Here is a 26,683-nt window from a genome sequence, read left to right on the forward strand (position 1 = left end):
AATTAACTTGATTGCCATTTATTAGATGTAACTGGTTGGGTCTTTTAACTCAAGATTAGCGGATGCCTTAGAGTCTAATTGAATAGGAAAAAACGTCTGTGAGATATTCTCTTTTGCTTGTTGCCAATAGTCAAACTGCTGACAGGTCGATTCAAGGTCGCCTTGCCAAGCGGGTATCTGTCCACACATGGTTTTGATGCGTTTTTGATTGGGATAGGGCAGCTCTTGCGCCGCTTTTGCTGCTTCATGAGCCGCGACGCGATCATTACAAACCAAAGCAATATCGCAACCGGCTTCGATCGCTGCTTTGACACGTGCACTGACATCACCCGCAGCTTTTGCCCCTGCCATAGACAAGTCATCAGAAAACAATACCCCGTCAAAATTCAGCTGGTCACGAATGATGTCTTTGAGCCAAGTCTTAGAAAACCCTGCCGGTTTATTATCTACTTGCGAGAAAATTACATGCGCTGGCATCAAAGCATCAAGCCAAGGCAACGTTTGCGCAAATGGCTGCATATCACTGTTCATAATCTCATCTAAACTACGATCATCGATGGCTTCTGCAACATGCGAGTCGGGGGCTATTGCACCGTGACCAGGGAAATGCTTACCCGTGGTTGCCATGCCAGCGGCTTTCATACCACGCATAAACTGTGCTGCCAAAGCAATGATAGCTTGCGGTTCATGGTGGAAGCTGCGATCACCGATAACTTGGCTGATACCATCCCTATCGAGCACCGGTGCAAAGCTCAAATCAATCCCAACAGCCAATACTTCGGCTGCCATCAAATAGCCACAATCATAGGCACAGTCTAGAGCGCGATTGGGGTCTTGGTTAAATAACTCACCAAGTCTTCCCATCGCTGGCAATGGCGTAAAACCATTACGCAATCTGGCAACGCGCCCGCCTTCTTGATCGACCCCAATCAGAATGTCCGCATTGTGACAACGTATATCGTCACACAGCGCGCGCACTTGGGCCGCATCGGCGACGTTTCTGGCGAATAAAATGACCCCACCAACTTGTGCTTGTCTAATTAAGCTGACATCTTCAGCCGTCAGCACGGTACTATCGATATCAATCATTAAAACGCCATACATTGGGTGATCCTTATGAGGTTATATATTGTTATATGCTACGGTAAACTAAAAAGTCATAAGACATGACATCTATTATTCATCGCTATCAGAGGCTTATTATGACAGTAATTGCGAGTCCAGCATAATGTATCACGGGAATTCATTTGAAGATATTTTAATACATTGACCGAGATTCGTTAAATACAGTCGTCTGGTTTATGTAGTAAGAAACTTGGTATGAGCATGCGCCGCGTGTAAGATTGTTTATACAGTTTGAGACAGAGCTATATTTATGACCATGCTAATATTGAACGGTTTTTTAACGATAAAGCCAACATAGTGCTTATGCAGATATAGGCTTTTAGTGCTAGCGTAACGCATGGTTTAGTGTTAAATATAAGAGAGTAAAAATAGCTGGATTTTATGGACAGCCATTTATAGAGTTTTCTAATTTTGCTAAAAACAGAGCATACTTTTCACTTAAAATAATTAGGTAGATATGATGAAAAAACAACCAGCACAGTGGTTACTCAGTGCAGCGTCAGTGGGCATCGCAGGTTTAATTCTTACCCAAAGCTATGGCACCGCAGTAGCTGATACCAATACCGAAGGTTTTAAACAGACGCCTGAGCAACAGGTTACCACGCGCCAAGTAGCGGCATTGCTGGATCGCAGTCATTATCTTAATCAGCCACTGGATACAGCGACTGGTAGCGAGATTTTGTCTATGTATATCGATAGCCTCGATCCAAATCATACGTTGTTTTTGCAATCTGATGTCGATGAGTTTAAGAAAAAGTATGCCGATGAATTTGGTGCGCGTCTAAAGCGTGGTGACTTATCTGCTGGGGTAGAAGTATTTGAGCGCTATCGTAAACGCTCAAATGAGTATTTTGCCATGGCAAAGAAGATGCTAAAAACCGATATTGATTTGACCAGCAAAGATACCATTGTGTTAGACCGCGAAAAGCTCAATCACTTTAAGACCAAAAAAGAGCAGCGTGACTATTGGACGAAACAATTAAAGTTTCAGCTGATGAGCATCACCTTGGGTAAAGAAGATGAGAAGGCAAAAGAAAAAGTCTTTTTAGACAATCCAGATATCACGCGCGGTCAAGATTTAGTCCGTAATGATGAACGCACGCCAAGTGAGATTCTATTGAATCGATTGTCTCGTCAGCAAGAGCAGTTTACCCGTCTCAAAGATGATGAGATTATGGAAACCATCTTAAACACGGCGATGCTGACCTACGATCCTCACAGTAATTATTATGCGCCCATTCAAGCAAATGAGCTGCAAATACAGTCTAGCCTACAGTTAGAAGGGATAGGGGTATCTATCCGCCCTGACCGTAAAAACCCAGATTATACCCGTATTGTGACCCTAGTCGATGGCGGTCCGGCAGCAAAATCCGGTCAAATTAAGCCTAACGATTTAATTATTGGTATTGCCAAAGATGGCGAGACCATGACCGATGTGGTTGGTTGGTCAACGCGTGAAATCGTCAGTTTGATTCGTGGTAAACGCGGTACATCGGTGACGATTAAAGTTCGTCAGCCTAATACCCCTGATGCCAGTGCTCGTAATGTGACTGTGGTTCGAGATATTATTGCACAAGAAGAATCAGGCGTCACTCATCGTGTCGTTGAAGTTCAGCGTCCAAATATCGATAAAACTCCGAAACGTATCGGTGTTCTTGAAATACCAAGCTTTTATTTGAACTACCGAGCCCGCCGTAATGGTGAAGATTATCGTAGTGTCAGTATCGATACCGAAAAAGCATTGAAAGAGTTAAATAAAAAGAATATCGATGGCTTGGTCGTTGATTTGCGCAATAATCCAGGGGGCTCACTAGATGAAGTTGCCAAAATGCTTGGCTTCTTTATTAAGAGTGGTCCGCTAGTACAGATTCGTGATAATCGTGGCAATATTCAAGTTTACCGTGATGAGGACGGTGGTGAGCAGCTATATGATGGCAAGGTAGTCGTTTTGACCAATCTTGCATCTGCGTCAGCAAGTGAGATTTTTGCCGCCGCTATTCAGGATTATGGACGTGGCTTGGTAGTCGGTAGTACTACAACAGGTAAAGGCTCAGCGCAAATCCAATTAGACAGCTTGGCGCTTGGTTCTGCGACATTAACGCAGCGTAAATTCTATCGTATTACCGGTGGCAGTACGCAGAATAAAGGCGTGGTACCAGATGTTGAACTGGTCAATATCTATGACGATGCAACCTTTGGCGAGCGCGCGCAGAAAAAAGCGCTGCCTTGGGATACCATAAAGACGGCGCCTTATAAGCCTGAAGGTAAATTTACGTCGGATACCTTAGCGACACTGAATCAGCAATCAAAAATCCGTCAACAAAAAAATCCGCAATTTGTTTATTTATCAACGCTCAATGATATCCGTAATATTGAAGATGAGAAAAAACCAGTTGCGCTCGATATCAACAAACGTCGCGCCAAAATGCAGTTAATAGAAAAACGCTCCCTAGAGGCTGAGAACAAGCGTCAGATTGCAACTGGTGAGCGTCCTTATGCCAACTGGAATACTTATCAAGCGGCAATGGATGCGAAGTTTGAAGAGCGGAGTCAGATGAAGGCTGCTGAGCGTCCAGAGCTACCAGAAGATGAAGCTTTTATTAATGAAGCGGCTTATATTATGCTCAGTGCTGAGCCAACAAAGCTAAGCAGTCCTGAGGAAGAGCTATAAAAGTTATTGTAAACTATTATTTATTTAGCTATGCAAACCCTACGCAAATTGCACGTAAGCATATGCTTACAAGGATTGACGTTTAGACCTCTTACTTAGTATGGGTCAATCTGCGATTATACATCTACGGCACGATTGAACTGAAAGGTTCAGAGGTACTAGGGATTGGTATCTGGAAAGTCGCATAAGGGATGGGTAGTTTGCTGATTAGGGATGATAGGGCTGGATGCCCGACCGTTATAAAATACTTCGGGATTAAGTATTGAATGACAGTAACATGGATGGTTGGTAATAAAAGCCGCTTAATGCTAGTCATTATGCGGCTTTGTTACGTCTGGGCTTTGTGATATTTAAAAGGTCTTAATTCCAAGTAAGTGCAGATAAAAACCTTTAACTTCGCCCATAAAAAAGGGTCAATAGAAAAATCTACTGACCCTCTGCAACAAAGGATGGACTTCATCACTCATTGCTTATGCATCTAGCACAATAATCTCTAAGAGATTAGTGTTCAACGCCACCTGCGCCATGTACATGACCGTGGTTTAGTTCATCTTCAGTAGCAGCACGTACTTCTTGGATTTCAACATCAAAAGTCAAACGCTTGCCAGCTAGTGGATGGTTTGCATCAACAGTCACTTCTTTGTCACTGACGGCAGTCACAGTAACCAGCATCACTTGACCACCAGCTTCTGACTGAAATTGCATACCAGGCTGGATATCTTCAACGCCTTGGAAGTTGTCACGTGGTACATGTTGTACCGCTTGTTCTTGGTATTCGCCGTAACCATCAGCAGGCTCAACAACAGCATTGACTCTTTCGCCAGCAGATTTACCTTCTAGTTGTTGCTCTAGACCTGGGATGATATTACTGTGACCATGCAAATAAGCAAGTGGTTGACCTTCTGGAGATTGGTCAAGGATATTACCTTCGTCGTCTTTTAGCGTGTAGTTGAACTTGACGGCAGTGTCTTTTGCGATAGTAGTCATAAATTATCCTAAATATGTTGATATTAAAAATTAAATACGGTTGCAATAAACCTAAAAAAGCCAATCAGCCAGCCAAATAGCTACGTCATCAGTTAATTATCATCAGTTTATTAGGGTAACTTTAGCAGTTAGCCTCTTTAATTGCGATAACTCACATCACTTTCAAGGTTAAAACAACAAAAAATGCCAATTAATCGTGTAATTGAACAGAATAATCCATGTTTTTAGTATATTTACTAAATACCGTCTTGCTTATCTTGTGTTCGCCAGTTGCGTTTTTGAGCAATGACTTCTACCATAGCAATAACTATAAGGATAAAAAATATGACTTCTATCGCTCATGCTGCTGATAATAACCCATCTAATATTAACTACCAATTCGACTTTGAGCGTTTTTTAGAGCATCTGGTTGATGTTACGCTTAGGTTTACAGCAGATAAAGACTCGCCAAGCTTATGGTTGCCAGCATGGATACCGGGCAGTTATTTGATGCGTGAATTTGCTCGAAATATCACCGCTGTACATTACGAGATATTGGATAAAGAGTTATCGGATGACCAGCTTACGAATCATAAAGATCCTAAGTGTTATCGCGCGCAAAAAACTGATAAACACACATGGCAATTGCCACACGCAAAAGTAGGGCAAACGATAAGCGTATATTACGAAGTATATTGTTATGATTTATCTGTACGTACCGCTTATGTCGATCAGCAGCGCTTGTACGGCAATTTTACCTCACTGGCATTGGCAGTTGCTGGGCAAGAGCAATCACCAGTCCAAGTCAGTTTGATGGTACCTAAAGCTTTTTCTATGGATAAAAATAAAGAAGAAGTATTACTGGCGTGCGGACTTAAAGCCACAAATTTACAAAGCGATGAGCAAGATTTATATGGTTTGCAAGCGGACAGCTATCATGAACTGATTGATTATCCGTTTGAGATTGCGATACAAGAGAAATTTGATTTTATCATTCAAGATAATCAGCATCAGACGCTGAGCCATCAATTTTTCCTCGCAGGTAAGCATAATGCCAATATGGGACGATTGCAGCAAGACCTAACTCGAATCTGCCAGACGTATCTTGACTGGTTGGGTGACGCGCCATTTAATGATTATACTTTTATGACTTACGCTAGTGGGCAAGATTATGGCGGCTTGGAGCACATCAATTCGACCAGTTTGATTACCCCGCGACGTGATTTACCTCGTATCAATGAGCCTGCAGTGCCAAGTAGTGATTATCAGCGATTTTTAGGCTTGTGTAGTCATGAGTATTTTCATGCGTGGTGGGTCAAGACAGTTCGTCCCGATGTGATGTTAGATGTGGATTTACGCCGCGAAGCTTTTACACCACTGCTTTGGGTGTTTGAAGGTTTTACCTCCTATATCGACGATTTTATGCTGCAAGCCTCAGGGGTTATTGATAAGGCAAGCTATCTGAAGTTATTGGCAGAACAAATTAATCGCTATCACCAAACGCCGGGTCGCGCGCAGCAAAGTGTAGCAGAATCGAGCTTTGATGCGTGGATTAAGCTGTATCGCAACGATGAAAATACTGGCAATGCTGGTATCAGTTACTACAATAAAGGAGCTTTAGTGGCGTTATGTCTGGATTTAACGCTACTAGAAAAGAGCGGGGGACGTTATCGTTTATTTGATGTGGTCAAAGCTTTTTATGAGCAAGCGAAGCAAAATGATAATCAGCGCGTCGGGATCAATAGTGTGGATATGGGGACTGTCATCGGGCAGTTTATGCCAGTAACGGATTGGGAAGATTTTGAGCGCAGCTATGTTAATGGCGTTAAAGAATTGCCTCTGAAATCGTTGTTAGCTGCTAACGGTATTCAGTTACATAGCAATACCAAAGAGACTGCTGACAAACATGTACCGTGGGGCATGAGATGTACTGAAACGCCAATGGGACTCAAGGTCAGTAAGGTAGCGCGAGCGAGCGCCGCTGCCAAAGCTGGACTCTCAGCACATGATGTTATTATCGCAATTGATGGTATCAAAGCAGATAATAAACAACTAGCACTATTTAATGGTGCATCACACGATGTTGAGTGCCATCTGTTTCGCCGTGATGAGCTGATGACGGTCAAGGTCGTACCGAAAGTTGATACAGACGATATTTATGGTTCGGATCAAGTATTTCCATATAGTATTAGCTTGCGTCTGGCGAGGACTAATGAAGATCGTGAAGGTAAGATAAGTAACTTAAAAACAGAAAGTGCTTGGTTAGATGTGATGAAGGGTGCTCAGTCATAGTCATTTGGCTATCACACGTAGTTGGAGACCATCCGAGTGCTCTACAAAGACAGTGGCTACTATAAAATTAGTAACTATTAAAAAGCCCATACTAAACAATGATGTTTAGTATGGGCTTTGTGTTGTACGCTTAAAATTTAAGCATTAGGTTTTGTGGTTTTGGCAACCTCTACGGCTTCTTTCTCGTTTGCAGAAGTATCTTGATCGGTAGCATTGCCTACATCTTTTTCTGCATTAACTAACGTTTTTGTAATCCACTCTTATAACCATATAATTTCAGGCTGCTGGGCATCAATGATGGCTTGTGCCAATTTACGCATTGCCTTATCAGTCCCATATTGGAGCTGTACCATTGCCATATCTACCGCACCGCGATGATAAGGCAGCATACCACGTGCAAATGCCATGTCTACTGCACCACGATGATGCCCAAGCATACTTTTTGCAAAGGCTGTATCAGCAGTCATGACATATTCTTACCATAAATCGAACAAGAAGCTTAGCGAAAAGTATATAGAGCACATAGCTAAATGTTAACAGATAAATATTATTCTTTCGAGACGCTATATTTAAGATGTCGTAATATAGTGAGCTTAAATAAAAGAAGCTATCTTAAGTATAGCTTTACTTAGGTATTATGATAGCTAACCTATGACACCAAGTTTGCGGCATTGCTCACTATTTAAATGAATGCGTACAAACTCACCAACGCCCAATTCTCCAAGCTCAAATCCTGCTACTGACCAGCGTATCAAGCGTAAGCAAGGCAGCCCTACGTGCGCAGTCATACGCCTCACTTGGCGATTTTTGCCTTCATAAATAGTCAGCATCAACCATGACGTTGGGATATTTTTACGCTCACGAATAGGCGGATCGCGCTCCCATAGTGTAATCGGCAAGTCGAGTTCATCTACCAATACTGCAGAGGCAGGCAATGTCTTACCGTCTTTCAACACCACGCCTGACGCCAACGTCTTTAATTGGACAGCAGTGACCATGCCTTCTACTTGCACCAAGTAAGTCTTACCTTGTTTTTGTTTGTTTTGCGCAAAACCCTTTGCAGATGGTGGCTGCGTAATGGCTTTATTGATACGTCCATCACTGGTCAAAATCAGCAGCCCCTCTGAGGTAGCATCAAGCCGACCAGCGATACGGAGTGATTTATCCGTGAAATATTCTGATAGAGTAGTATGGTCATTATTGCTGTCATCACGGAATTGACTTTGTACTCCGTAAGGCTTATTAAACAAAATCAGGCTAGAGCTGGACATAAAATAGCGTTTCCCAAGAATAAAATGGCGGATAGCAGGACATATATTATAAGAATACATATACGAGCAAAGACTAAAGGTAGAGGTGTGTTCTACCTTAAGTTTATCGTATTGTACAAATAGTTATAACGCTGTCATCACCATGATAAAACAGTTAGCATAACAGAATGCCAAGGACGCTTAAAACACATAATATATATCAAGGAGTATCACCTCATGTCCTATAACAAGGTTATCGTACCAATAAACGGCGAAAAAATAACCCTAAATGCTGATTTATCTTTCAATATTCCAAACCATCCGATCATTCCCTTTATCGAAGGCGATGGCATCGGCGTTGATATCACACCTGTCATGATTAAAGTGATTGATGCAGCAGTTGAAAAAGCTTATAAAGGCAAAAAGTCCATCGTTTGGATGGAGACCTATTGCGGTGAAAAAGCCTCTAAAATTTATGACGGCGAATTTATGCCAGAAGAGACGCTTGATGTGTTGCGTGATTATATCATCAGTATAAAAGGTCCGCTGACCACGCCAGTTGGCGGTGGTATGCGCTCGCTGAACGTGGCAATGCGACAAGAGCTTGATTTGTACGTTTGTCAGCGTCCTGTACGTTGGTTCGAAGGCGTTCCAAGTCCTGTCCAACATCCTGAATTGACTAATATGATTATTTTCCGCGAAAACTCAGAAGATATCTATGCCGGTATCGAGTGGAAAGCAGGCAGTGAGGATGCCAAAAAAGTCATTAAGTTTTTAAAAGAAGAGATGGGCGTGACACAGATTCGCTTTTCAGAAGATTGTGGTATTGGTATTAAGCCAGTATCAAAAGAGGGCTCACAGCGTTTAATTTGTAAAGCCATTCAGCACGCCATCGATAATGACTTGCCCAATGTGACGCTTGTGCATAAAGGCAATATCATGAAGTTCACTGAAGGCGCTTTTAAAGAGTGGGGATATGAGGTTGCTACTGAGTACTTTGGTGCTCAATTATTAGATGGTGGCCCTTGGATGACGATAACAAATCCTAAAACAGGTCATAAGATTGTGATTAAAGATGTGATTGCGGATGCGTTTTTGCAGCAAATCCTGATGCGTCCAGCTGACTACTCAGTGATTGCGACATTAAACCTAAACGGCGATTACATCTCTGATGCGTTAGCTGCACAAGTCGGTGGTATCGGTATTGCTCCGGGTGCTAATAAAGGAGTCGCTATTGCTGTATACGAGGCAACACATGGTACAGCGCCAAAGTATGCCGGACAAAACAAAGTCAATCCGGGTTCGCTTATTTTATCAGCTGAGATGATGCTACGTGATATGGGCTGGACAGAGGCCGCTGACTTGGTCATCGAAGGTATCCAAGATGCTATCAAAAATAAGACCGTGACCTATGATTTTGAACGCTTGATGCCGGATGCCACCTTACTAAGTACCTCTGAGTTTGGTAAAGCAATCATCAAACATATGAATGGGTAAGAAAATGCTGTCTTGTATAGTCAGGGAAAAGTAATATCGATACATCAAGTACTGCTGATATTAATTTCTCTTGCTTGCTGTGCCTACGCAGACAGAGGCTGCAAAAAATTTATACCAGCAGCACTGTAGCGTTTTTGAAATATTTTAACTATAAATAGTTTCTGACATAAAAATTCCTCATTAATAAAAGACAAAAAACACCCCAAAATCTAAGATATTTGGGGTGTTTTGTTTACACTAATGTCACTTCTATAAATTAACTTTTATAAGATGAGTTAATTATAATGAAGCAATGGCGTTATTGAACAAAGTGCTAGGTCGCATTGCTTGCTCAGCCAATGCTTCATCCGCTAGGTAATATCCTTTGAGATCCATAGGCTTACCTTGAGCATCATTTAGCTCTTTGATAATAGCTGCTTCATTGCTCTCAAGATTTTGCGCAAGTGCGGTAAATTGCGCTTTTAGCTCGCTGTCCTGATCTTGAGCAGCAAGCTCTTGTGCCCAATACATAGCAAGATAGAAATGACTGCCACGATTGTCAAGCTCACCGGTTTTACGTGATGGAGACTTGTCATTCAATAACAGCTTTTCAGTTGCTCTATCTAAGGTATCAGCCAATACTTGAGCTTTAGGGTTGTTATCATTCTGTGCTAAATGCTCTAGCGACACGGTCAATGCCAAGAACTCACCCAAAGAATCCCAACGTAAATGGTTTTCTTCAACCAGTTGTTGTACATGCTTTGGTGCTGAACCGCCAGCGCCTGTTTCAAACAAACCGCCGCCCTTCATTAATGGAACCACTGACAACATCTTAGCACTGGTGCCCAATTCTAAAATCGGGAATAAGTCAGTGAGATAATCACGTAAGATATTACCAGTAGCAGAAATCGTATCAAGACCACGAGCAACGCGCTCTAAGGTATAACGCATGGCACGAACTTGTGACATGGTTTCGATATGTAGACCAGTGGTATCGTGATCTTTTAGATACATTTTTACTTTTTTGATCAGCTCGTTTTCGTGTGGACGATACGGGTCTAACCAAAAGATAACTGGTGTATTTGATTCGCGTGCACGGCGTACTGCAAGCTTGACCCAATCTTGGATAGGTTCATCTTTAACCTGACACATGCGCCAGATATCGCCTTTTTCAACACGTTTTTCGAGTAATACTTCGTCAGTATCGATGTCAACAATACGGGCAATACCGCTATCGCTAGACTCAAAAGTCTTATCGTGCGAGCCGTATTCTTCCGCTTTTTGTGCCATTAGACCAACGTTAGGTACCGTGCCCATCGTCGTTGGGTCAAAGTTGCCATGCCATTTACAAAAATTGATCATTTCTTGGTAAATACGGGCAAAGGTAGATTCAGGCATGACGGCTTTGCAATCATATAGTTTGCCATCAGCACCCCACATTTTGCCGCCATTACGAATCATGGCTGGCATAGATGCGTCAACGATGATGTCACTTGGCGAATGGAAGTTGGTGATGCCTTTTGATGAATCAACCATTGCCAAACGTGGACGATGTACTTGGCAAGCATGCAAATCACGCTCAATCTCTTCACGCAAACTGGCGGGCAATTCGGCAATTTTTTCGTATAGGCTTGCCATGCCGTTATTGACATTGATACCTAGCTCATCAAATAATGCGCCATGCTTTTGGAAAGCATCTTTATAATATATTCTGACCGCATGACCGAAGACGATAGGGTGCGATACTTTCATCATGGTGGCTTTTACGTGCAATGAAAATAAGATACCAGCTTCGCGGCAATCTTCCATTTCGCGCTCGTAGAATTCTAATAGCGCTTGTTTGCTCATCACCATCAAATCAATGATTTCTTTATCAAGTAAAGAAACCTTAGGTTTTAATACTTTGGTGATACCATCATCAGACAAAATCTCCATACGTACAGTACGTGCTTTATCTAAAGTGATAGATTGCTCGCCATCATAGAAGTCGCCGCTGTGCATATGTGATACATGCGTTTGTGACCATTGTTTCCACTCACCCATAGAATGCGGATGTTTGCGTGCGTAGTTTTTGACCGCTTTTGGTGCGCGGCGATCTGAGTTACCTTCACGAAGTACAGGGTTTACTGAGCTGCCTAAACTTTTGCCATAACGCAGACGAATCGATTTTTCTTCGTCAGTTTTTGGGTCATCTGGAAAATCAGGAATAGCGTAGCCTTTACCTTGTAGTTCTTTAATAGCTGCTTTCAACTGTTGAACAGAAGCACTGATATTTGGCAGTTTGATGATGTTGGTGTTTGGATCTTGTGTCAGACGACCTAGCTCAGCCAAGTTATCAGGAACGCGTTGCTCTTCACTTAAAAACTCAGGGAATTCAGCCAATACACGCGCAGCAACTGAGATATCACTGGTGTCAACTTCAATGCCTGCTGTTTGAGTAAATGCTTTGACAATAGGCAAGAATGATACGGTTGCAAGCGCTGGGGCTTCGTCGGTTTTTGTATAAATAATTTTTGACATTGTAGTAGAGTATTCCTTTATGTTGTCATTAATAAGGGGAGTAAGGCTCGGATCTTATTTAATCGCTTTATATAGCCTTCATACCATAATGAGTGATGGCGCTAAATTAAGCACATCAAATATCACTTTTGCAATCATACAAAGATATATTTAAACAGTTTGACGCATTTAAATAGTTTTGAGACTGCCTGTTGACCTTATTTTGCAAAACTATCTTTTGGAAGCTGTTTTAACCTTTATGACAAACTTACCGCCAAAAGAGGGGTTGAACGATTGGGTAACATCGCCTGACGATACATGACAGTCGATATATTATAGTTCATCCACTATAAATCCGATATGATGTCAATCTCGTATGTTGAACTAAGTATACTATTTCGCTCATATCTCATCTATATGAATTATATTAAGCTAATAATACTCTTATTCTATCAGTCATCAAGATTGATATCATCTTTTCCATGCAATTTACCTGTTTTTAATGGCAGTTTTTATTACGTATGGCATCAAAATTTTTTTCTATCACACTATACGGCATCGTTTCTTAAACGATATCACTGATCCTATAACGGTTATGTAAAATTCTTGCAAATTGTGACAGCAAAAAAATGCCAATTTGATACGCTATATGATCAAGAAAAGTCATCAAAAAACAGTGTACTGATTATGAATTTACAATATGCGTTACTGAACGATACCAGTTGGCAAAGCTTAAGCAAGTGGCAAACGCCAGACACCCCTTTTATGTCATTTGACTTTTGGCAAGCGCTTAGTGACACTGGTGCGATTGGCGAGGAGGCTGGCTGGCTACCTATTTATATATTGGTACACCGTGTAGATGCCGATGATGATTTTGTCGTACAGCAAAATTTGGCTTCTGTAGAAGTTTCTATAAAGGTGAAGCAGCCGGTTGCCGTAATGCCCGTATTTATTAAAGGTCATCACCAAGGGGAGTTTGTATTTGACCATTCATGGGCGCAAGCTTATGCGCAGTATGGTCTCGACTATTATCCGCGTTTGGTAACTAGCGCCCCTTATACGCCTATTACTGGGCAGCGTTTATGGTTGGCAGAGGGTGTGACGCTCGATGCTGACATTATAAAGACCGCCATCGCTGGTGTTGATGATATTGCGCAGCAAGTAGATGCCTCAGGTTGGCATGGGCTATTTGTCACACCTGAGATGGCTGCTATGGCTAACGCATCACTGCCGACTGATATTGATATAGAAATGGCGCTTAAAAACCAAGCAAATAGTGTAGCGTCAAAACCGATTGAGTTACCGATACTTGAGCGTCAAGGTTGCCAATTTTTATGGCAAAATAAAAATTTAACTCAAAATAATCAGCTGTTTACAGATTTTGAAGCATTTTTGGCCACGCTCAAAGCCAAAAAACGCAAAACCATCAGAGCTGAGCGCCGTAAGGTTGCTGAGCAAGGTATCATGTGCCAGCGAAAATGCGGTGATGATATTACCGAGTCCGACTGGAAGACTTTTTATCATTGCTATGTAATGACTTATGCGGTACGTGGGCAGCAGCCTTATTTGACCATGGATTTTTTTAAAGCATTAGCGCAACATATGGCTGAGCATTTAATGCTCGCACAAGCACTTGATGCTAACGGTGAGATTATCGCGAGCAGTTTGTTTTTATATGATAAGTCTGATAGTAAAACGGCAACTTTGTACGGTCGTTATTGGGGCGCTCTTGGTGAGTATGATAGCTTGCATTTTGAGCTGTGCTATTATCAAGGTATTGAGTTTGCCATCGAGCAAGGCTTGCACTATTTCGACCCAGGAACGCAAGGCGAGCATAAGCTGATTCGTGGCTTTATTCCAATAGCTACTCACTCTTTGCACCGTATTTATGATGCGCGTTTTGTGCCAGCGATTGCTGATTTTTGCCGCAAAGATCGGCTACAGATGTCGCAATATCGAGAGCAAGCGTTTGAAGCTTTGCCGTTTAATATTGATAATATGCCAATGTTTGATAATAATGAATAACCTTATCTTTTAACCATCTTCTACTTAATAAAGTACATATTAGCCGTAAACTATGACCTCTCATTTTTCTTGCGCAACCAATTCATTACCTCCAACTGAGCTATTACCTTGGTTAAATACCGAAGGCTCTCTTACTGCCTTGCTTGAGGTAAAAGCCGGGCAGCCGCTACGCGTCAAGCGCAGTTTTGAGGGTTATCGATTATTGTCTTTAGCACAAAAAAAGCAATTGGGTATCAAAGGGGCAACGCTTAGTCGTCCACGGCTGGCGTGGGTCCGTGAGGTATATCTATACGGTAATGATGAGCTACCATGGGTGCAAGCGCAAAGCCTGTTTCCGTTATCAAGTCTAAAAGGCAGTGCCAGACGTCTACAGCAACTAAAAAGCACACCCATAGGCTATGTATTGTTTAATCGCAGTCGTACCTTGCCCAATCAGCGCTGTATCAAATATACGGCAGATGGCTGGCAACGGCAGACGCTTTATGATTGGCATGGTCGTCCTTTACTCATTAGTGAGACCTTTTTGCCACGGTTATGTGAAAAACAATTGAATATTTAAGTGCTTTATCAAAAAATTAAAACAACCAATTAATTAGCCAACTATTTTCCACTTTATTATTCAGATAAGTTTTTAGTGAATAGATTTTAATGAATTTACTCCTTCTATTTAGAGGATACATTGATAAGTTACTGAAAAAAATAGATTTAAATGTAGAGAGTTTTGCCCTTTCGTCCACTCAATATAAGGCGATATTTTTTTGCGCTCGCAACATAAATTTTCATGTTACACTTAAACTTTAGCGAGAATATCGATGCAAAAGAGTATCGAATTTATCCTTAAAACTGCAAGCTAATGATAAGCTCACGCCTTTTGCTTGCCTATTTCAAACTTCTTTTGCTACTCGCTTCTTTCAACGACCGTTATTACTAATAAATGTCACCACTTAGGACTTTACTATGTTTAAAGATATCTCTATCAAAGATTTTGATCCAGTACTTGCTGAAGCTATGGCTGCTGAAAGCGTTCGTCAAGAGAACCATATTGAGCTTATTGCTTCAGAAAACTACTGCTCACAAGCAGTGATGGAAGCGCAGGGTACTGATTTGACCAACAAATACGCTGAAGGCTATCCTGGTAAGCGCTATTACGGTGGTTGTGAGCATGTTGACGTCGTTGAGCAACTGGCTATTGACCGTGCAAAAGAATTGTTTGGTGCAGAATATGTGAACGTACAGCCACACTCTGGTAGCCAAGCAAACTCTGCTGTCTTTTTAGCATTGCTTGAAGCCAATGATACTGTGCTTGGCATGAGTTTAGATGCTGGTGGTCACTTAACGCATGGCGCACATATCAACTTCTCAGGTCTAAACTACAATGCAGTGCAGTATGGTTTGGTTGAAGGCACTGGTCTTATCGATTATGACCAAGTTGAGAGCTTGGCAAAAGAGCATAAGCCTAAAATGATCATCGCTGGTTTTTCAGCGTATTCACAAGTAGTTGATTGGGCACGTTTCCGTGAAATCGCTGACGAAGTAGGCGCTTACTTGCTAGTGGATATGGCACATGTTGCTGGTCTTATCGCTGGTGGCGTTTACCCAAGCCCAGTACCGTTTGCTGATGTGGTTACCACGACGACGCACAAAACCTTACGTGGTCCACGTTCAGGTATGATTCTTGCTCGTGATGAGAAGCTTGCTAAAAAGCTAAACTCAGCAGTATTTCCAGGCAACCAAGGCGGTCCGTTGATGCATGTTATCGCGGCAAAAGCAGTTTGCTTTAAAGAAGCATTAGAAGATAACTTCAAAACTTATCAGCAGCAAGTGGTTAAAAACGCTCAAGCCATGGCAAAAGTCATTCAAGATCGCGGCTATGAAATCATCTCTGGTGGCACTGAAAACCATCTGATGCTTATCAGCCTAGTGAAGCAAGAAATGACCGGTAAAGAAGCGGATAAATGGCTTGGCGACGCACACATTACGGTCAATAAAAACGCCGTACCAAACGATCCAAAATCACCATTCGTGACTTCTGGTATCCGTATCGGTACACCAGCGATTACCACTCGCGGCTTCAACGAAGCACAAGCAGGTGACTTGGCAGGTTGGATTTGTGACGTACTAGATAGCCGTGGCGATGAAGCAGTGACTGCTGAAGTCCGTGGCAAAGTTGAAGCAATCTGCAAAGAGCTTCCTGTCTATGCTAAAAACCAGTAATTCTAATTAATTGGTTTTAAAAGTCAGATATGAAAAAACCGCTTAGCTTTTACTAAGCGGTTTTTTTTGCGAGTATATGAATCAGCTTTTTAATTTATCAAATCACATAAATGGCAACTTGGTGAATATCTGCAAGACTGTTGCGTTAACGATATCAACGAAGAATGCACCAACCATAGGTACAATCAAAAATGCCTTATGTGATGGTAGGTAACGATCAGTGACTGCTTGCATATTGGCAATCGCTGTAGGGGTTGCACCCATACCGAAACCACAGTGTCCTGCTGACAAGACAGCTGCATCATAGTCTTTGCCCATGAGTTTGAAGGTCACAAAGTAAGCATAGCCAATCATTAGAACAGTTTGTGACAATAAGATGATCAATACCGGACCTGCCAAATCTGTCAATTGCCACAGCTTTAATGACAATAATGCCATCGCTAAGAAAAGACTCAAAGAAGCATTACCGATGACGTCAATCGCACGGTCAAACATATCAAAGTTAAATACCATAGTTAATGTATTGCGCAAAATCACACCACCTGCTAATGCCCATACGAAGGTCGGTAACTCAAACCATGTATCCTGTGCTATCAAAGTCATGAGATCAGCAAATGCCAATGCTGCGGCAAACAGTGCCAATGATTCAATGGTAGACGATGCCGTAATCAGACGGATATTATCCGGTTTTTCAAACATCTCCTTATTGCTGTGAACTTCCTCTTCGCTGTGCTTGGTGCTATAGAGCGACTGCTCACTTGCCAGTTTTTCGACATCACTTGGGTTTGGATTGATTGCAGTAGGCTTGAGACCGAGCTTTTTAATCAAGCGACGGGCAACAGGACCACCGATAATACCGCCTGCCACTAAACCATAAGTGGCAACTGCGATACCCAGAGTCGTCGCGCCAACGACACCATACTGCTCCTCCAAAGTAATGCCCCAAGCACCAGCAGTACCATGTCCACCAGTCAAAGCGATTGAACCGGTCACCAAGCCAAGCAAAGGATCAAGCCCAAGTGCACTTGCCATTGCAACACCAAGGATGTCTTGCAAAATGATAAAAACAGACACGATAATGGTGAAGATCAGTAAGGGTGAGCCACCTGCTTTTAACCGACCAAAATCAGCGCTAAGCCCAATAGAGGCAAAAAACATTAGCATGGTCGCTGTTTGCAGTCCTTGATGGAAATTAAAGCTATAGCCCCAAACCATATTAAGAATATAAACGACAATCGCTGCGACCAAACCGCCTGCGACTGGTTCTGGAATATTGAAATCTTCTAAAAACTTAATTCTTTTGACTAAGAAGCGTCCAAGCAAAAGTACTAATGTGGCTAATATCAGGGTGTAATAGCCGTTTAGGGTGATTTCCATATGTTAATCCTTTCTATAAATAGTAATTAACCTGAATTCGGGATAAATCTGTTTTTATCTCGAATTTAGATTCTTCTCTTACTGGCGACTAAGACAAATCATCAGACGCCACGACAATCCACAGTTGTGGTTTGCCAAATTCTTTAAAAGCATCTTCTATAATACTTTTGAAGACATTAAAATCTTCGGTGTTAATATTTTTAACCGCTGTTAAATCAAGTATCAAATGCTCGATATCACTGTCTGTTAAGCAGTCCCACGCTGCATCCCAGTTATGACCAAACCAATTTGGGAAATCGCAGGCTTGCGCTAAGCTACTTAAGAGTGTTTCTTTATCTAATCGCTTTTCTATAGGTATAGCGATTGCTTGTTTAGGAATAGTAGCAGACGTTCTGCTGCTTTTACCTTTAACAAGGTTTTGCCTAGTGCTGCTTTGATTCACATAATAAATAGCTTGAGTCATGTTATTTCACCTCCAGTTCTTGAAAGCTGTCGTAATGATCAAGGGTTAAATAATAAATGGTCGGTGGATGACCACCAGTGACAATACGCCGTGCACCGCGATGCGAAACGGCAGGTGTGGGTACAGTATATTCGCGATAGTAGCCTTGCGACTGCGCTGGTAACTTGCCTTCGCGATTATAGAAAGTGGTTCCGTCTTTGTTAGGATAAGGAAAGGGTCCACCTTGCTGAATAAGCATAAGCGTCTGATCTATTTGCGCATCACCAGTGATAGCTGCTGCATTTGAATTACTGGCAGTTTCAATATGATTGTGCGATAGAGTGGTAGATGGCGCGCTATCGGCAAAAAAACTGGATTTCAAATCAGCAAAGAAATAAACCGCAACAGCGATAATGGCAATCAAACTGAATAGGGTAGAGAAGCTGCTTTTCTTATTTTGGCTGCTACGATTATTTTTGCTAATGTGGTTTCGATTGTTTTTCTGACTAACATTATCTGAGCTGCGATGCATTGAATTTGCCACTGAATTGGATGCTGGCGTCTCTAAAATACTCAATTCATCTGATGTGACTTCGGTGGCGCGCAACTGGTTTTTGTCATTGCGTTCACTATTAAAATAGACACGTTGCCCTTCGCTGATAAGCTGCGTCATTCGCACGGATTTTATGTGAAAAAATACATCTTCACTTTGATTGTCGACGTCGATAAAGCCATAGCCTTTATCGGAATTCCAATGCTTAATCTTGCCACTTTGCATGAGCATCCTCGTCCTATCGATAGGTTTTTATCACGTAAAATAATGGCTATATTTGGTATACAACATATTTATTAATAGGGCGTGTTGAACATTGGATAGAAATTGATGGCAAAAAAAATAGCGAACGGTTAGGGCGTGTTGAACATTGGATAGAAATTGATGGCAAAAAAAATAGCGAACGGTTAATCTTTAAGTTCTGACACAAAAAAGATATCGTTCGCTATGCCTCGCACTATGCTCAAAGATGAACACTGGACAAGACTGAAACCTATCTTACTAGAACTTAAGATCTATGACAAAGAAAATCTTAGAAATACAGTTGAAGGCGTGCTTTATCGTATGCGTGTTGGCTGTCCTTGGCGGGATCTGCCAGCTTACTTTGGCAAGCCTAATACAATATACAAAGCTTACCAGCGCTGGTTTAAGAGTAATAAGCTGATTGCGCTGTTTGCTTTATTAATCAAAGACGCTGACTGTGAATGGGTATTTATTGATGGTACTCATATCAAAGCGCATCAGCACAGTAGTGGTGGTAATGAGAACACCCAAGCCATTAGTAAAAGTGTGGCAGGACGCGCGACCAAGATTCACTTAGCCGTTGATGCTCATGGCAATCCACTGACCTTTATTTTATCAGATGGTACCACCCATGATGTTAAGGTCGCACCTGATTTAATAGACAAGATAGATTTAAGCGATACAGAGGTTTTATGTGCCGATAAAGGCTATGATTCTGATGCACTACGAGCCCATATTGAACAAGCAGGGACGCATGATAACATCCCTAGAAGATCAAACACGAAGTCCTCTAATGATCATATGGACTGGGACTTGTATAAAGTACGCCACTTAGTAGAAAATGCCTTTGCTAAGCTAAAGCAGTATAGGGCGGTTGCCACTAGATTTGATAAGCTCAAGCAGAGTTATGAGAATACGGTGGCGCTCGCTTGTGCTTATATTTGGCTCAAATTATGAATGTTCAACACGCCCTAATAAAAAAACGTCAGCAATTAAGCTGACGTTCTGTAACAATTATACTGCAGACAACATTATAGATTGTAGTGAAGACGTAATAAATTAGGCACGCGTTTCGCCATGACCATAAACAATCCACTTTTGTGAAGTCAAACCTTCAAGTCCGACTGGTCCACGCGCGTGAATCTTGTCGGTTGAGATGCCAATTTCGGCACCAAGACCGTATTCAAAACCATCAGCAAAACGGCTAGAAGCATTGATCATCACGCTTGCCGAGTCAACCTCGCGAATAAATCGCTGCGACTTGGTATAGTTATCCGTAATGATGACATCGGTATGATGACTGCCATGGGTGTTGATATGCTCAATTGCTTCGTCTAAGCCTGATAAGATTTTAATCGCGAGGATAGGGGCAAGATATTCGGTATCCCAGTCTTCAGCGGTGGCAGCTGAGAGATGACCTTTAAGAATGGCATTATCACTTAAAATAGCCTGCGCTTTATCATCAAGGCGTAGTTGCATCGCATTATCGGCTTCAACGATGGCTTCGGCAATTTTTGGTAACAGCTCATCAGCGATGGCTTCATCGACCAACAAGGTTTCCATGGTATTACAAGTCCCATAGCGATGGGTTTTGGCATTGACACTCACGTCAATGGCAATCTTGGGATCAGCATCACTATCGATAAAGGTATGACAGTTACCATCTAGATGTTTGATCACAGGCACGCGTGCATCGTGGCTGATACGCTCAATCAGTCCTTTACCGCCGCGTGGTACGATGACATCGACATACTCTGTCATGGTGATAAGCTCACCGACAGCAGCACGATCAGTGGTCTCTAGTACTTGGACACTATACTCAGACATACCAACGTTTTTTAGTCCTTCTAAAATACATTTGGCAATTGCTTGATTGGACTCAAATGCTTCAGAACCGCCACGTAGGATAATGGCGTTACCTGATTTTAGTGCCAAAGAAGCGGCTTCAAGGGTAACGTTAGGACGCGACTCATAAATCATACCGACCACACCAAGTGGCACGCGCATTTTGCCCAGATGAATACCCGACGGACGATATCTCATGTCTGTAACCTCTCCAATAGGGTCAGGCAATGCCGCAACGTCTTTTAGACCTTGTAACATGCCATCAAAGCGGGCGTCATTTAACTCCAGGCGATCAAGCAGCGCAGCATCTAGGTCGTTCTTTTTTCCATTGTCCATATCAACTGTATTGGCGGCTAAGATATCTTGCTTAGCGTTCTTTAATACATCGTGAATCGCCATCAGTGCGGCGTTTTTATCGCCCGTATTGGCAGCAGCCAGTGCTCTGGATGCGGCGCGCGCCTCTTTACCGACATTTTGCATATAGGCAGTTATGTCTATAGTATTGGTTTGACTCATAAAAATTCTTCCTTATAGTTATAAATAGAGAACAATCAGGGTTCATTAGTGCTCTAATGGCACTCTGCTATTTAACATAGAGGAGATTAGGTCGATAGTAAAGCCGATTTTTTGAATAGAAGTCGTTTGTCTTTCTATATAGAGTCATGATTGAGCATTGAATTGATGGTTACGTATTTTTAACAGAAATAGACTGCAATTACTAAGGTAGTCTCTATGCATCGTCTGTATAGTGAGCGCTAAGCAGCAAGAGTTTTGTTTTAGCTTTAATACGCTATTTTTAAATTCGCTCGGCCACATGATAACTATTCATAGTAGAAATTAATGATAGTAAATAAAAATATTGGAGAATAAACATGACCATTGATCAACAACAAATTCAAAAATCTGGCGCTTACAAAAACTGGTTGGGCGTTGGATTGGTTGCAGCGGCATTGACGCTAAGTGCTTGTGGTAAAAAAGACGAGCCACCGGTAGAGACCGCGCCAGTAGTCGATGCGCAGACTGCAGTAGAAGATGAAGCAACGGGTGTGGCTACTGCCGGCAGTGCTGATGATGTTGCGGTAGCAACCGCTGATAATGATATGGCTGTCAAGACCACGGATGATGTGGCCGTAGCAACTGCGGATGATGCAGAGATGATGGACGGTACTGAAAGCGAAGAGCATATCTCAAGCTACTAATGTAGCAGATAAAACAGCGCTCACGCTATTAAGATGATAAAATAAGGCCCATAATTGACTGTATATTATGGGCCTTATTTTATAAATGTAATTTATTGCCAAACGCTTTTTAATTCTAAGCGCCCTCTTACGTCATGTTTTCATTCATATTTATTGGAAGTCTGCTAAACCATGCTTGATACTGCAAATAATCCGACTCGACCTATCGCTTTAGATTTACAAGATATCCATAAAAGTTTCGGCTCATTGGCCGTACTGAAAGGCGTATCTCTAACTGCCTATGATGGCGATGTTATCTCTATTTTAGGCTCGTCTGGCTCAGGTAAGTCGACCTTGCTGCGCTGTATCAATTTGCTTGAAAAGCCCAATCAAGGTCGCATCATCATCGGTAAAGATGAGCTGATGCTAAAGCCAGCTAAGTCAGGCGAATTGCAAGCGGCTGATATCAAACAGCTAGAACACTTGCGCGCACGCGTGGGTTTTGTCTTTCAGAATTTCAATCTATGGCCACATAAAACGATTATTGACAATATCATCGAGGGGCCAATACAAGTCTTAAAAATAAAAAAAGACCAAGCCATTAGCGATGCTGAGAAGCTGCTTGATAAAGTGGGTTTGCTCGATAAAAAAGACGCTTATCCTGCCAATTTGTCTGGTGGTCAGCGTCAGCGTGTTGCTATTGCACGTGCTCTTGCTATGCAGCCACAGGTATTATTATTTGATGAACCGACTTCTGCTTTGGACCCTGAGCTGGTCAATGAGGTGCTTGCCGTTATGCGCGAGCTAGCAGCAGAGGGACGCACGATGTTGATTGTGACCCATGAGATGCGTTTTGCTCGTGACGTTTCCAGTAAAGTGGTGTTTTTACACCAAGGCGTTATTGAAGAGATTGGTACACCTGAACAAGTCTTTGATAACCCTAAGTCTGAACGCGTCAAAGATTTTATGGCCTCACATCGTCAAAATTGATCCATTGCTTCAATCTAGTAGAATGGCAATCTTAGCAATCATTGTTTAAAACGCTAAGATTGCACATCAGTAAGTCTATTCATACTTTTATTACTCAATAATCACAGTCAGTATGCAAAACGTTTGTTTTTGATATTCCACTCAGGTATTATCAAAAGACCTGTGAGCGGGTATGCATAGCACTTATCCATATATCTAAATATCTCACAGCCTAAATATCTCACAGCTTGAATATCCAGTTGCCTGAATCTGAGCGACTTATCTGGCAGGGACGTCAGAGAAAATATTTCAGAACGCTGTATTAAAAATTAGAGATTAAAAATCATCTTAAAAATCCATCAGAATTTAAGGAATGTATGATGTCGAATTCTCGCCTATTGTGGTCATCGATGACCGTTACTGCCGCGCTCATATTAGGTGCTTGTAGTCAGCCTGCCAATGACGCTGCTGATACCAATGCAGATGCACCGGCAACAGGAACCGCTGGCAAGACCATTCGTATTGCGACTGAAGGTGCATACCCTCCTTTTAACTATACCAATGCCGATGGCAGTTTGGCAGGTTTCGATATCGATGTTGCCAATGCTCTATGTGAGCAGATGCAAGCCAAATGTGAAATTGTCGCTCAAGATTGGGACGGTATTATTCCGGGTTTATTGGCGCAAAAATACGATGCTGTTATCGCTGGTATGTCTATTACCGCTGAACGTCAAGAAAAAGTCGATTTCAGCGAGCCTTACTTTGCCAATACGATGGTTTGGCTGACCGATACCAAAGGTAGCTTTGATCCTAAAGTCATCAAAAATCTGACGCTTGGTGGTCAACGTTCGACGACACCGGGTGCTTATTTACAAGACAATTATGAAGGCAAAGACGGCAATACCGTTAAGCTTTATGACAATTATGACAATGCTTATTTGGACCTAAAGTCTGGTCGTAGTGATGTCGTATTGGCTGAAAAAGTATCAGCAAAATCATGGTTAGCAGACAACCCTGAAGGCTTCGGTATCGTGGGTGATGAGATTGACAATGATGACAATATTGCGATTGCCGTCCGTAAAGGCGATGCCATCAAAGAAGACTTTAATAAAGCGCTGAGTGAAATTCGCAGTAACGGTGAGCTTGCCCGTCTTGAGCAGCAAAACTTTGGTCAATAATCGGTAATCATTAGCGTCGATTGTTTATATCCGTCTTAAGTGGCGGATATATATACGGCTGATAAATATATTAAGGAATAACCACTATGATCATTTCAATGACCTCGTCAATCACCAAAAAAGCCTTGTGGTTAGCGCCACTAAGCGCTGCCATGCTGATGCTAGCTGGCTGTAACAACAGCTCTGCACCGACAGAAAGCACTGAAACAGCTGCTGCAACTGATACGCCTTTAAATATCAAAATCGCGACAGAATCAAGCTATAAACCTTTTAGTTATACCGATGCTGATGGCAAGTTAATCGGCTATGAGATTGAATTGGTTGATGCACTATGTGCGCAAATGAAAGCCAAATGCGAAGTGATCTCCCAGGATTGGGATGGCTTGATTCCAGGCTTAAATGCGCAGAAGTTTGATGCTGCCATCGCTGGTATGTCAATCACCCCTGAGCGCAAAGAAGTGGTCGAATTTAGCGAACCTTATTTTCATAGCGGCATTATCTTAATCGGTAAAAAAGGCGACGATGTTAGTGTTGACGCTCTAAAAGGTCAGCCAATTGCCTCACAGCGTTCGACCGTTGCCTCGCAATATCTACAAGATAAACATGCTGATGCTGATATCAAACTTTATGATACCCAAGACAATGCGTATCTAGATCTAACGTCAGGTCGTGTGCGGGCAATGATGTCTGATAAAGTGACTGGTATTGACTGGCTAAAAACAGAAGCTGGTAAAGACTATGAAGTCAAAGGTCAAGAAATCAGCACCAATGATGATGCGATGGGTATCGCTTTCCGTAAAGGTGATCCATTGGTTGCCAAATTTAATAAAGCCTTGGCTGAGCTAAAAGACAATGGCACTTATGATCAAATCACGGGTAGCTATTTTGGTACCAGCTCAACCACTGCTGCGCAAAAAGCCGTGGCAACCACTGACGTAAAAGAAGTCGTGGCAGTTGAAGGTGATGCCGTCAGCACCACAGAAGAGCAAGCAGAAACAGCCACTAACTGATAGTACAGTTTATTGCTGTAAACGATGGGATTAACGGCTATGGGTATTTATCTATAGCCGTTAATTAAAGTAACAAGATCAACCTAAACTACACGCCCCAACCAAAGCGATGGGCTTTATTTTCACAGGTAAACACCAAGGACGATCATGAACCAATCTTTTGACCAATACCGTACAATCACTAATAACACAGTCAGTAATGAGGCAAAGGCACACCGTTTTTCAGTACCTGTAATGGCGGTGTCGATGCTTTTGGCGTTGACAGGTTGTAGTAATGGTCAGGATGATGCGAATGATACGGTCACTCAAGATACAGCGGCGACAGGTGAGGTATTGCGTATTGCTACTGAAGGGGCGTATGCACCTTTCAACTATACCAATGCAGATGGCACGCTTGGCGGTTTTGATATTGAAATTGCTAATGCTATCTGTGCAGATATGCAAGTAACTTGTGAGATTATGGCGCAAGATTGGGACGGTATCATCCCCGGTCTCAAGGCTGGTAAATATGATGCTATTGTCGCTGCGATGTCGGTCACCCCTGAGCGTGCTCAACAAGTAGCTTTTACGGATCCGTATTTTAGCAATGCGCTAGTGTTTTTGGCCAAAAAAGATAGCACTTTTGACCCTGCTAAGGTAACTGATATCAATGCCAACTCTATCGCCGCTCAGCGGTCCACTATCTCATCACAGTGGTTAGAAAATACTTATCCAAAAGCGGATATGAAGCTATATGATACATTGAGTAATGCATTTTTAGACTTGGGTGCCGGTCGCGTCGATGCCATGATATCGGATAAACTGCCAGCGATTGAATGGCTCAGCTCGACGTCCGGTAGCAATTATGTGTTGAAAGGCGCGGAGATTGATATCAATGATAACTTTGCGATTGCCATCCGTCCGAATGATAAAGCTCTACAAGCAAAAATTAATACCTCATTGAGCAATATTAAAGCCAATGGTACTTATGATAAGATCAATCAACAATATTTTGCTGTGCCAGCAAGTGCGACACTAACAGAAGCACCAGCTATAGATAGTGCTACACAGTAAAGGCTCAGTAGTATGTCTGTTTTCACGACTGCATTCATATTGTGTTAATAAGCATGAGGACATCGCCATTATGGTGATGTCCTTTTTCTTGCGTCCTGATTTACAGTCACGCTATTATTGTGGGCATTATCAACCAGCAGATTTGCTGTTATTTGACCAAATTATCAAATTTTTAAAGAGATAAATGTCTATTTAGGCGGTGCTTTTACACGTCAGTATTAACATAGCGGCGAATGAATATGATAAAATCAGCGCTCATTTCTACTGTGTCAAGTATCGCGAAAATAATCGTATCAATCTAGCGTCAGTATATGACG

General features: G+C 42.2%; 21 protein-coding genes. 12 read left to right on the forward strand and 9 right to left on the reverse strand.

Annotated elements, in window-relative coordinates:
• Positions 1–21 precede the first annotated feature (21 nt).
• A complete protein-coding gene (gene nagZ / locus AC0J5Y_RS01615; protein WP_475131236.1) occupies positions 22–1,104 on the reverse strand; it encodes a beta-N-acetylhexosaminidase in 1,083 nt (360 codons plus the stop codon).
• 481 nt (positions 1,105–1,585) lie between these two features.
• Between nagZ and AC0J5Y_RS01620 the strand changes: the two genes are divergently transcribed.
• Entirely contained in the window at positions 1,586–3,796 is a 2,211-nt protein-coding gene (locus AC0J5Y_RS01620) for a carboxy terminal-processing peptidase (protein WP_475131237.1), read from the forward strand.
• 501 nt (positions 3,797–4,297) lie between these two features.
• On the opposite strand, the gene AC0J5Y_RS01625 is transcribed toward AC0J5Y_RS01620, so the two are convergent.
• A complete protein-coding gene (locus AC0J5Y_RS01625) occupies positions 4,298–4,783 on the reverse strand; it encodes an FKBP-type peptidyl-prolyl cis-trans isomerase (RefSeq protein ID WP_011279591.1) in 486 nt (161 codons plus the stop codon).
• 324 nt (positions 4,784–5,107) lie between these two features.
• Between AC0J5Y_RS01625 and AC0J5Y_RS01630 the strand changes: the two genes are divergently transcribed.
• Positions 5,108–7,054 (forward strand): M61 family metallopeptidase, encoded by a 1,947-nt coding sequence (locus AC0J5Y_RS01630; RefSeq protein WP_475131238.1) that lies wholly within the window; start codon positions 5,108–5,110, stop codon positions 7,052–7,054.
• Between the two features lie 260 nt (positions 7,055–7,314).
• Here the strand turns inward: AC0J5Y_RS01630 and AC0J5Y_RS01635 are convergent, their stop codons facing one another.
• On the reverse strand, positions 7,315–7,521 hold the full coding sequence (locus AC0J5Y_RS01635) for a DUF305 domain-containing protein (RefSeq protein ID WP_475131239.1): 207 nt from the start codon (positions 7,519–7,521) through the stop codon (positions 7,315–7,317).
• A 177-nt stretch (positions 7,522–7,698) separates the two neighbouring features.
• A complete protein-coding gene (locus tag AC0J5Y_RS01640; RefSeq protein WP_475131240.1) occupies positions 7,699–8,325 on the reverse strand; it encodes an rRNA large subunit pseudouridine synthase E in 627 nt (208 codons plus the stop codon).
• Between the two features lie 216 nt (positions 8,326–8,541).
• Here AC0J5Y_RS01640 and icd point away from each other — a divergent pair, with 216 nt between their 5' ends.
• A complete protein-coding gene (gene icd, locus AC0J5Y_RS01645) occupies positions 8,542–9,801 on the forward strand; it encodes an NADP-dependent isocitrate dehydrogenase (protein WP_475131241.1) in 1,260 nt (419 codons plus the stop codon).
• A 279-nt stretch (positions 9,802–10,080) separates the two neighbouring features.
• Here icd and AC0J5Y_RS01650 read toward each other — a convergent pair whose 3' ends face one another.
• The gene (locus AC0J5Y_RS01650) at positions 10,081–12,300 is read right to left on the reverse strand and encodes an NADP-dependent isocitrate dehydrogenase (protein WP_475131242.1); all 2,220 of its coding nucleotides are present in this window, start codon (positions 12,298–12,300) and stop codon (positions 10,081–10,083) included.
• A 666-nt stretch (positions 12,301–12,966) separates the two neighbouring features.
• Between AC0J5Y_RS01650 and AC0J5Y_RS01655 the strand changes: the two genes are divergently transcribed.
• The 3 genes from AC0J5Y_RS01655 to glyA all read left to right on the forward strand — a co-directional run bounded on the left by AC0J5Y_RS01655 (position 12,967) and on the right by glyA (position 16,518).
• Positions 12,967–14,304: a GNAT family N-acetyltransferase gene (locus tag AC0J5Y_RS01655; RefSeq protein ID WP_475131243.1), complete on the forward strand. Its 1,338-nt coding sequence runs from the start codon at positions 12,967–12,969 to the stop codon at positions 14,302–14,304.
• A gap of 52 nt (positions 14,305–14,356) precedes the next feature.
• Entirely contained in the window at positions 14,357–14,863 is a 507-nt protein-coding gene (locus AC0J5Y_RS01660; protein WP_475131244.1) for a chorismate--pyruvate lyase family protein, read from the forward strand.
• A 398-nt stretch (positions 14,864–15,261) separates the two neighbouring features.
• Positions 15,262–16,518 carry a serine hydroxymethyltransferase gene (gene glyA, locus AC0J5Y_RS01665; protein WP_475131245.1) on the forward strand — a complete coding sequence of 419 codons (1,257 nt, stop codon included), beginning with the start codon at positions 15,262–15,264 and terminating at the stop codon, positions 16,516–16,518.
• Between the two features lie 102 nt (positions 16,519–16,620).
• Here glyA and gltS read toward each other — a convergent pair whose 3' ends face one another.
• The 3 genes from gltS to AC0J5Y_RS01680 all read right to left on the reverse strand — a co-directional run bounded on the left by gltS (position 16,621) and on the right by AC0J5Y_RS01680 (position 19,115).
• The gene (gene gltS, locus AC0J5Y_RS01670; protein WP_475131246.1) at positions 16,621–17,895 is read right to left on the reverse strand and encodes a sodium/glutamate symporter; all 1,275 of its coding nucleotides are present in this window, start codon (positions 17,893–17,895) and stop codon (positions 16,621–16,623) included.
• An 88-nt stretch (positions 17,896–17,983) separates the two neighbouring features.
• Positions 17,984–18,358: a barstar family protein gene (locus AC0J5Y_RS01675; RefSeq protein WP_475131247.1), complete on the reverse strand. Its 375-nt coding sequence runs from the start codon at positions 18,356–18,358 to the stop codon at positions 17,984–17,986.
• Between the two features lies 1 nt (position 18,359).
• Positions 18,360–19,115 carry a ribonuclease domain-containing protein gene (locus AC0J5Y_RS01680; RefSeq protein WP_475131248.1) on the reverse strand — a complete coding sequence of 252 codons (756 nt, stop codon included), beginning with the start codon at positions 19,113–19,115 and terminating at the stop codon, positions 18,360–18,362.
• Positions 19,116–19,337: 222 nt separating this feature from the next.
• On the opposite strand from AC0J5Y_RS01680, the gene AC0J5Y_RS01685 reads away from it, so the two are divergent.
• On the forward strand, positions 19,338–20,090 hold the full coding sequence (locus tag AC0J5Y_RS01685; RefSeq protein WP_475130150.1) for an IS5 family transposase: 753 nt from the start codon (positions 19,338–19,340) through the stop codon (positions 20,088–20,090).
• A gap of 102 nt (positions 20,091–20,192) precedes the next feature.
• Here the strand turns inward: AC0J5Y_RS01685 and AC0J5Y_RS01690 are convergent, their stop codons facing one another.
• Positions 20,193–21,494: a glutamate-5-semialdehyde dehydrogenase gene (locus AC0J5Y_RS01690; protein WP_475131249.1), complete on the reverse strand. Its 1,302-nt coding sequence runs from the start codon at positions 21,492–21,494 to the stop codon at positions 20,193–20,195.
• Between the two features lie 356 nt (positions 21,495–21,850).
• Between AC0J5Y_RS01690 and AC0J5Y_RS01695 the strand changes: the two genes are divergently transcribed.
• The 5 genes from AC0J5Y_RS01695 (at position 21,851) to AC0J5Y_RS01715 (ending at position 26,366) form a co-directional block, all read left to right on the forward strand.
• Positions 21,851–22,177: a hypothetical protein gene (locus tag AC0J5Y_RS01695; RefSeq protein ID WP_475131250.1), complete on the forward strand. Its 327-nt coding sequence runs from the start codon at positions 21,851–21,853 to the stop codon at positions 22,175–22,177.
• Positions 22,178–22,348: 171 nt separating this feature from the next.
• Complete coding sequence (locus tag AC0J5Y_RS01700) at positions 22,349–23,146, forward strand: ABC transporter ATP-binding protein (protein WP_475131251.1); 798 nt, start codon at positions 22,349–22,351, stop codon at positions 23,144–23,146.
• A 356-nt stretch (positions 23,147–23,502) separates the two neighbouring features.
• The gene (locus AC0J5Y_RS01705) at positions 23,503–24,303 is read left to right on the forward strand and encodes a transporter substrate-binding domain-containing protein (RefSeq protein WP_475131252.1); all 801 of its coding nucleotides are present in this window, start codon (positions 23,503–23,505) and stop codon (positions 24,301–24,303) included.
• An 86-nt stretch (positions 24,304–24,389) separates the two neighbouring features.
• A complete protein-coding gene (locus AC0J5Y_RS01710; protein ID WP_475131253.1) occupies positions 24,390–25,313 on the forward strand; it encodes a transporter substrate-binding domain-containing protein in 924 nt (307 codons plus the stop codon).
• A gap of 234 nt (positions 25,314–25,547) precedes the next feature.
• Positions 25,548–26,366, forward strand: coding sequence for an ABC transporter substrate-binding protein (locus tag AC0J5Y_RS01715; RefSeq protein ID WP_475132052.1), 819 nt, complete (start codon positions 25,548–25,550; stop codon positions 26,364–26,366).
• The last annotated feature ends 317 nt before the right edge of the window (positions 26,367–26,683 follow it).

The sequence above is a fragment of the Psychrobacter sp. TS_SC_6 genome (assembly GCF_056156305.1).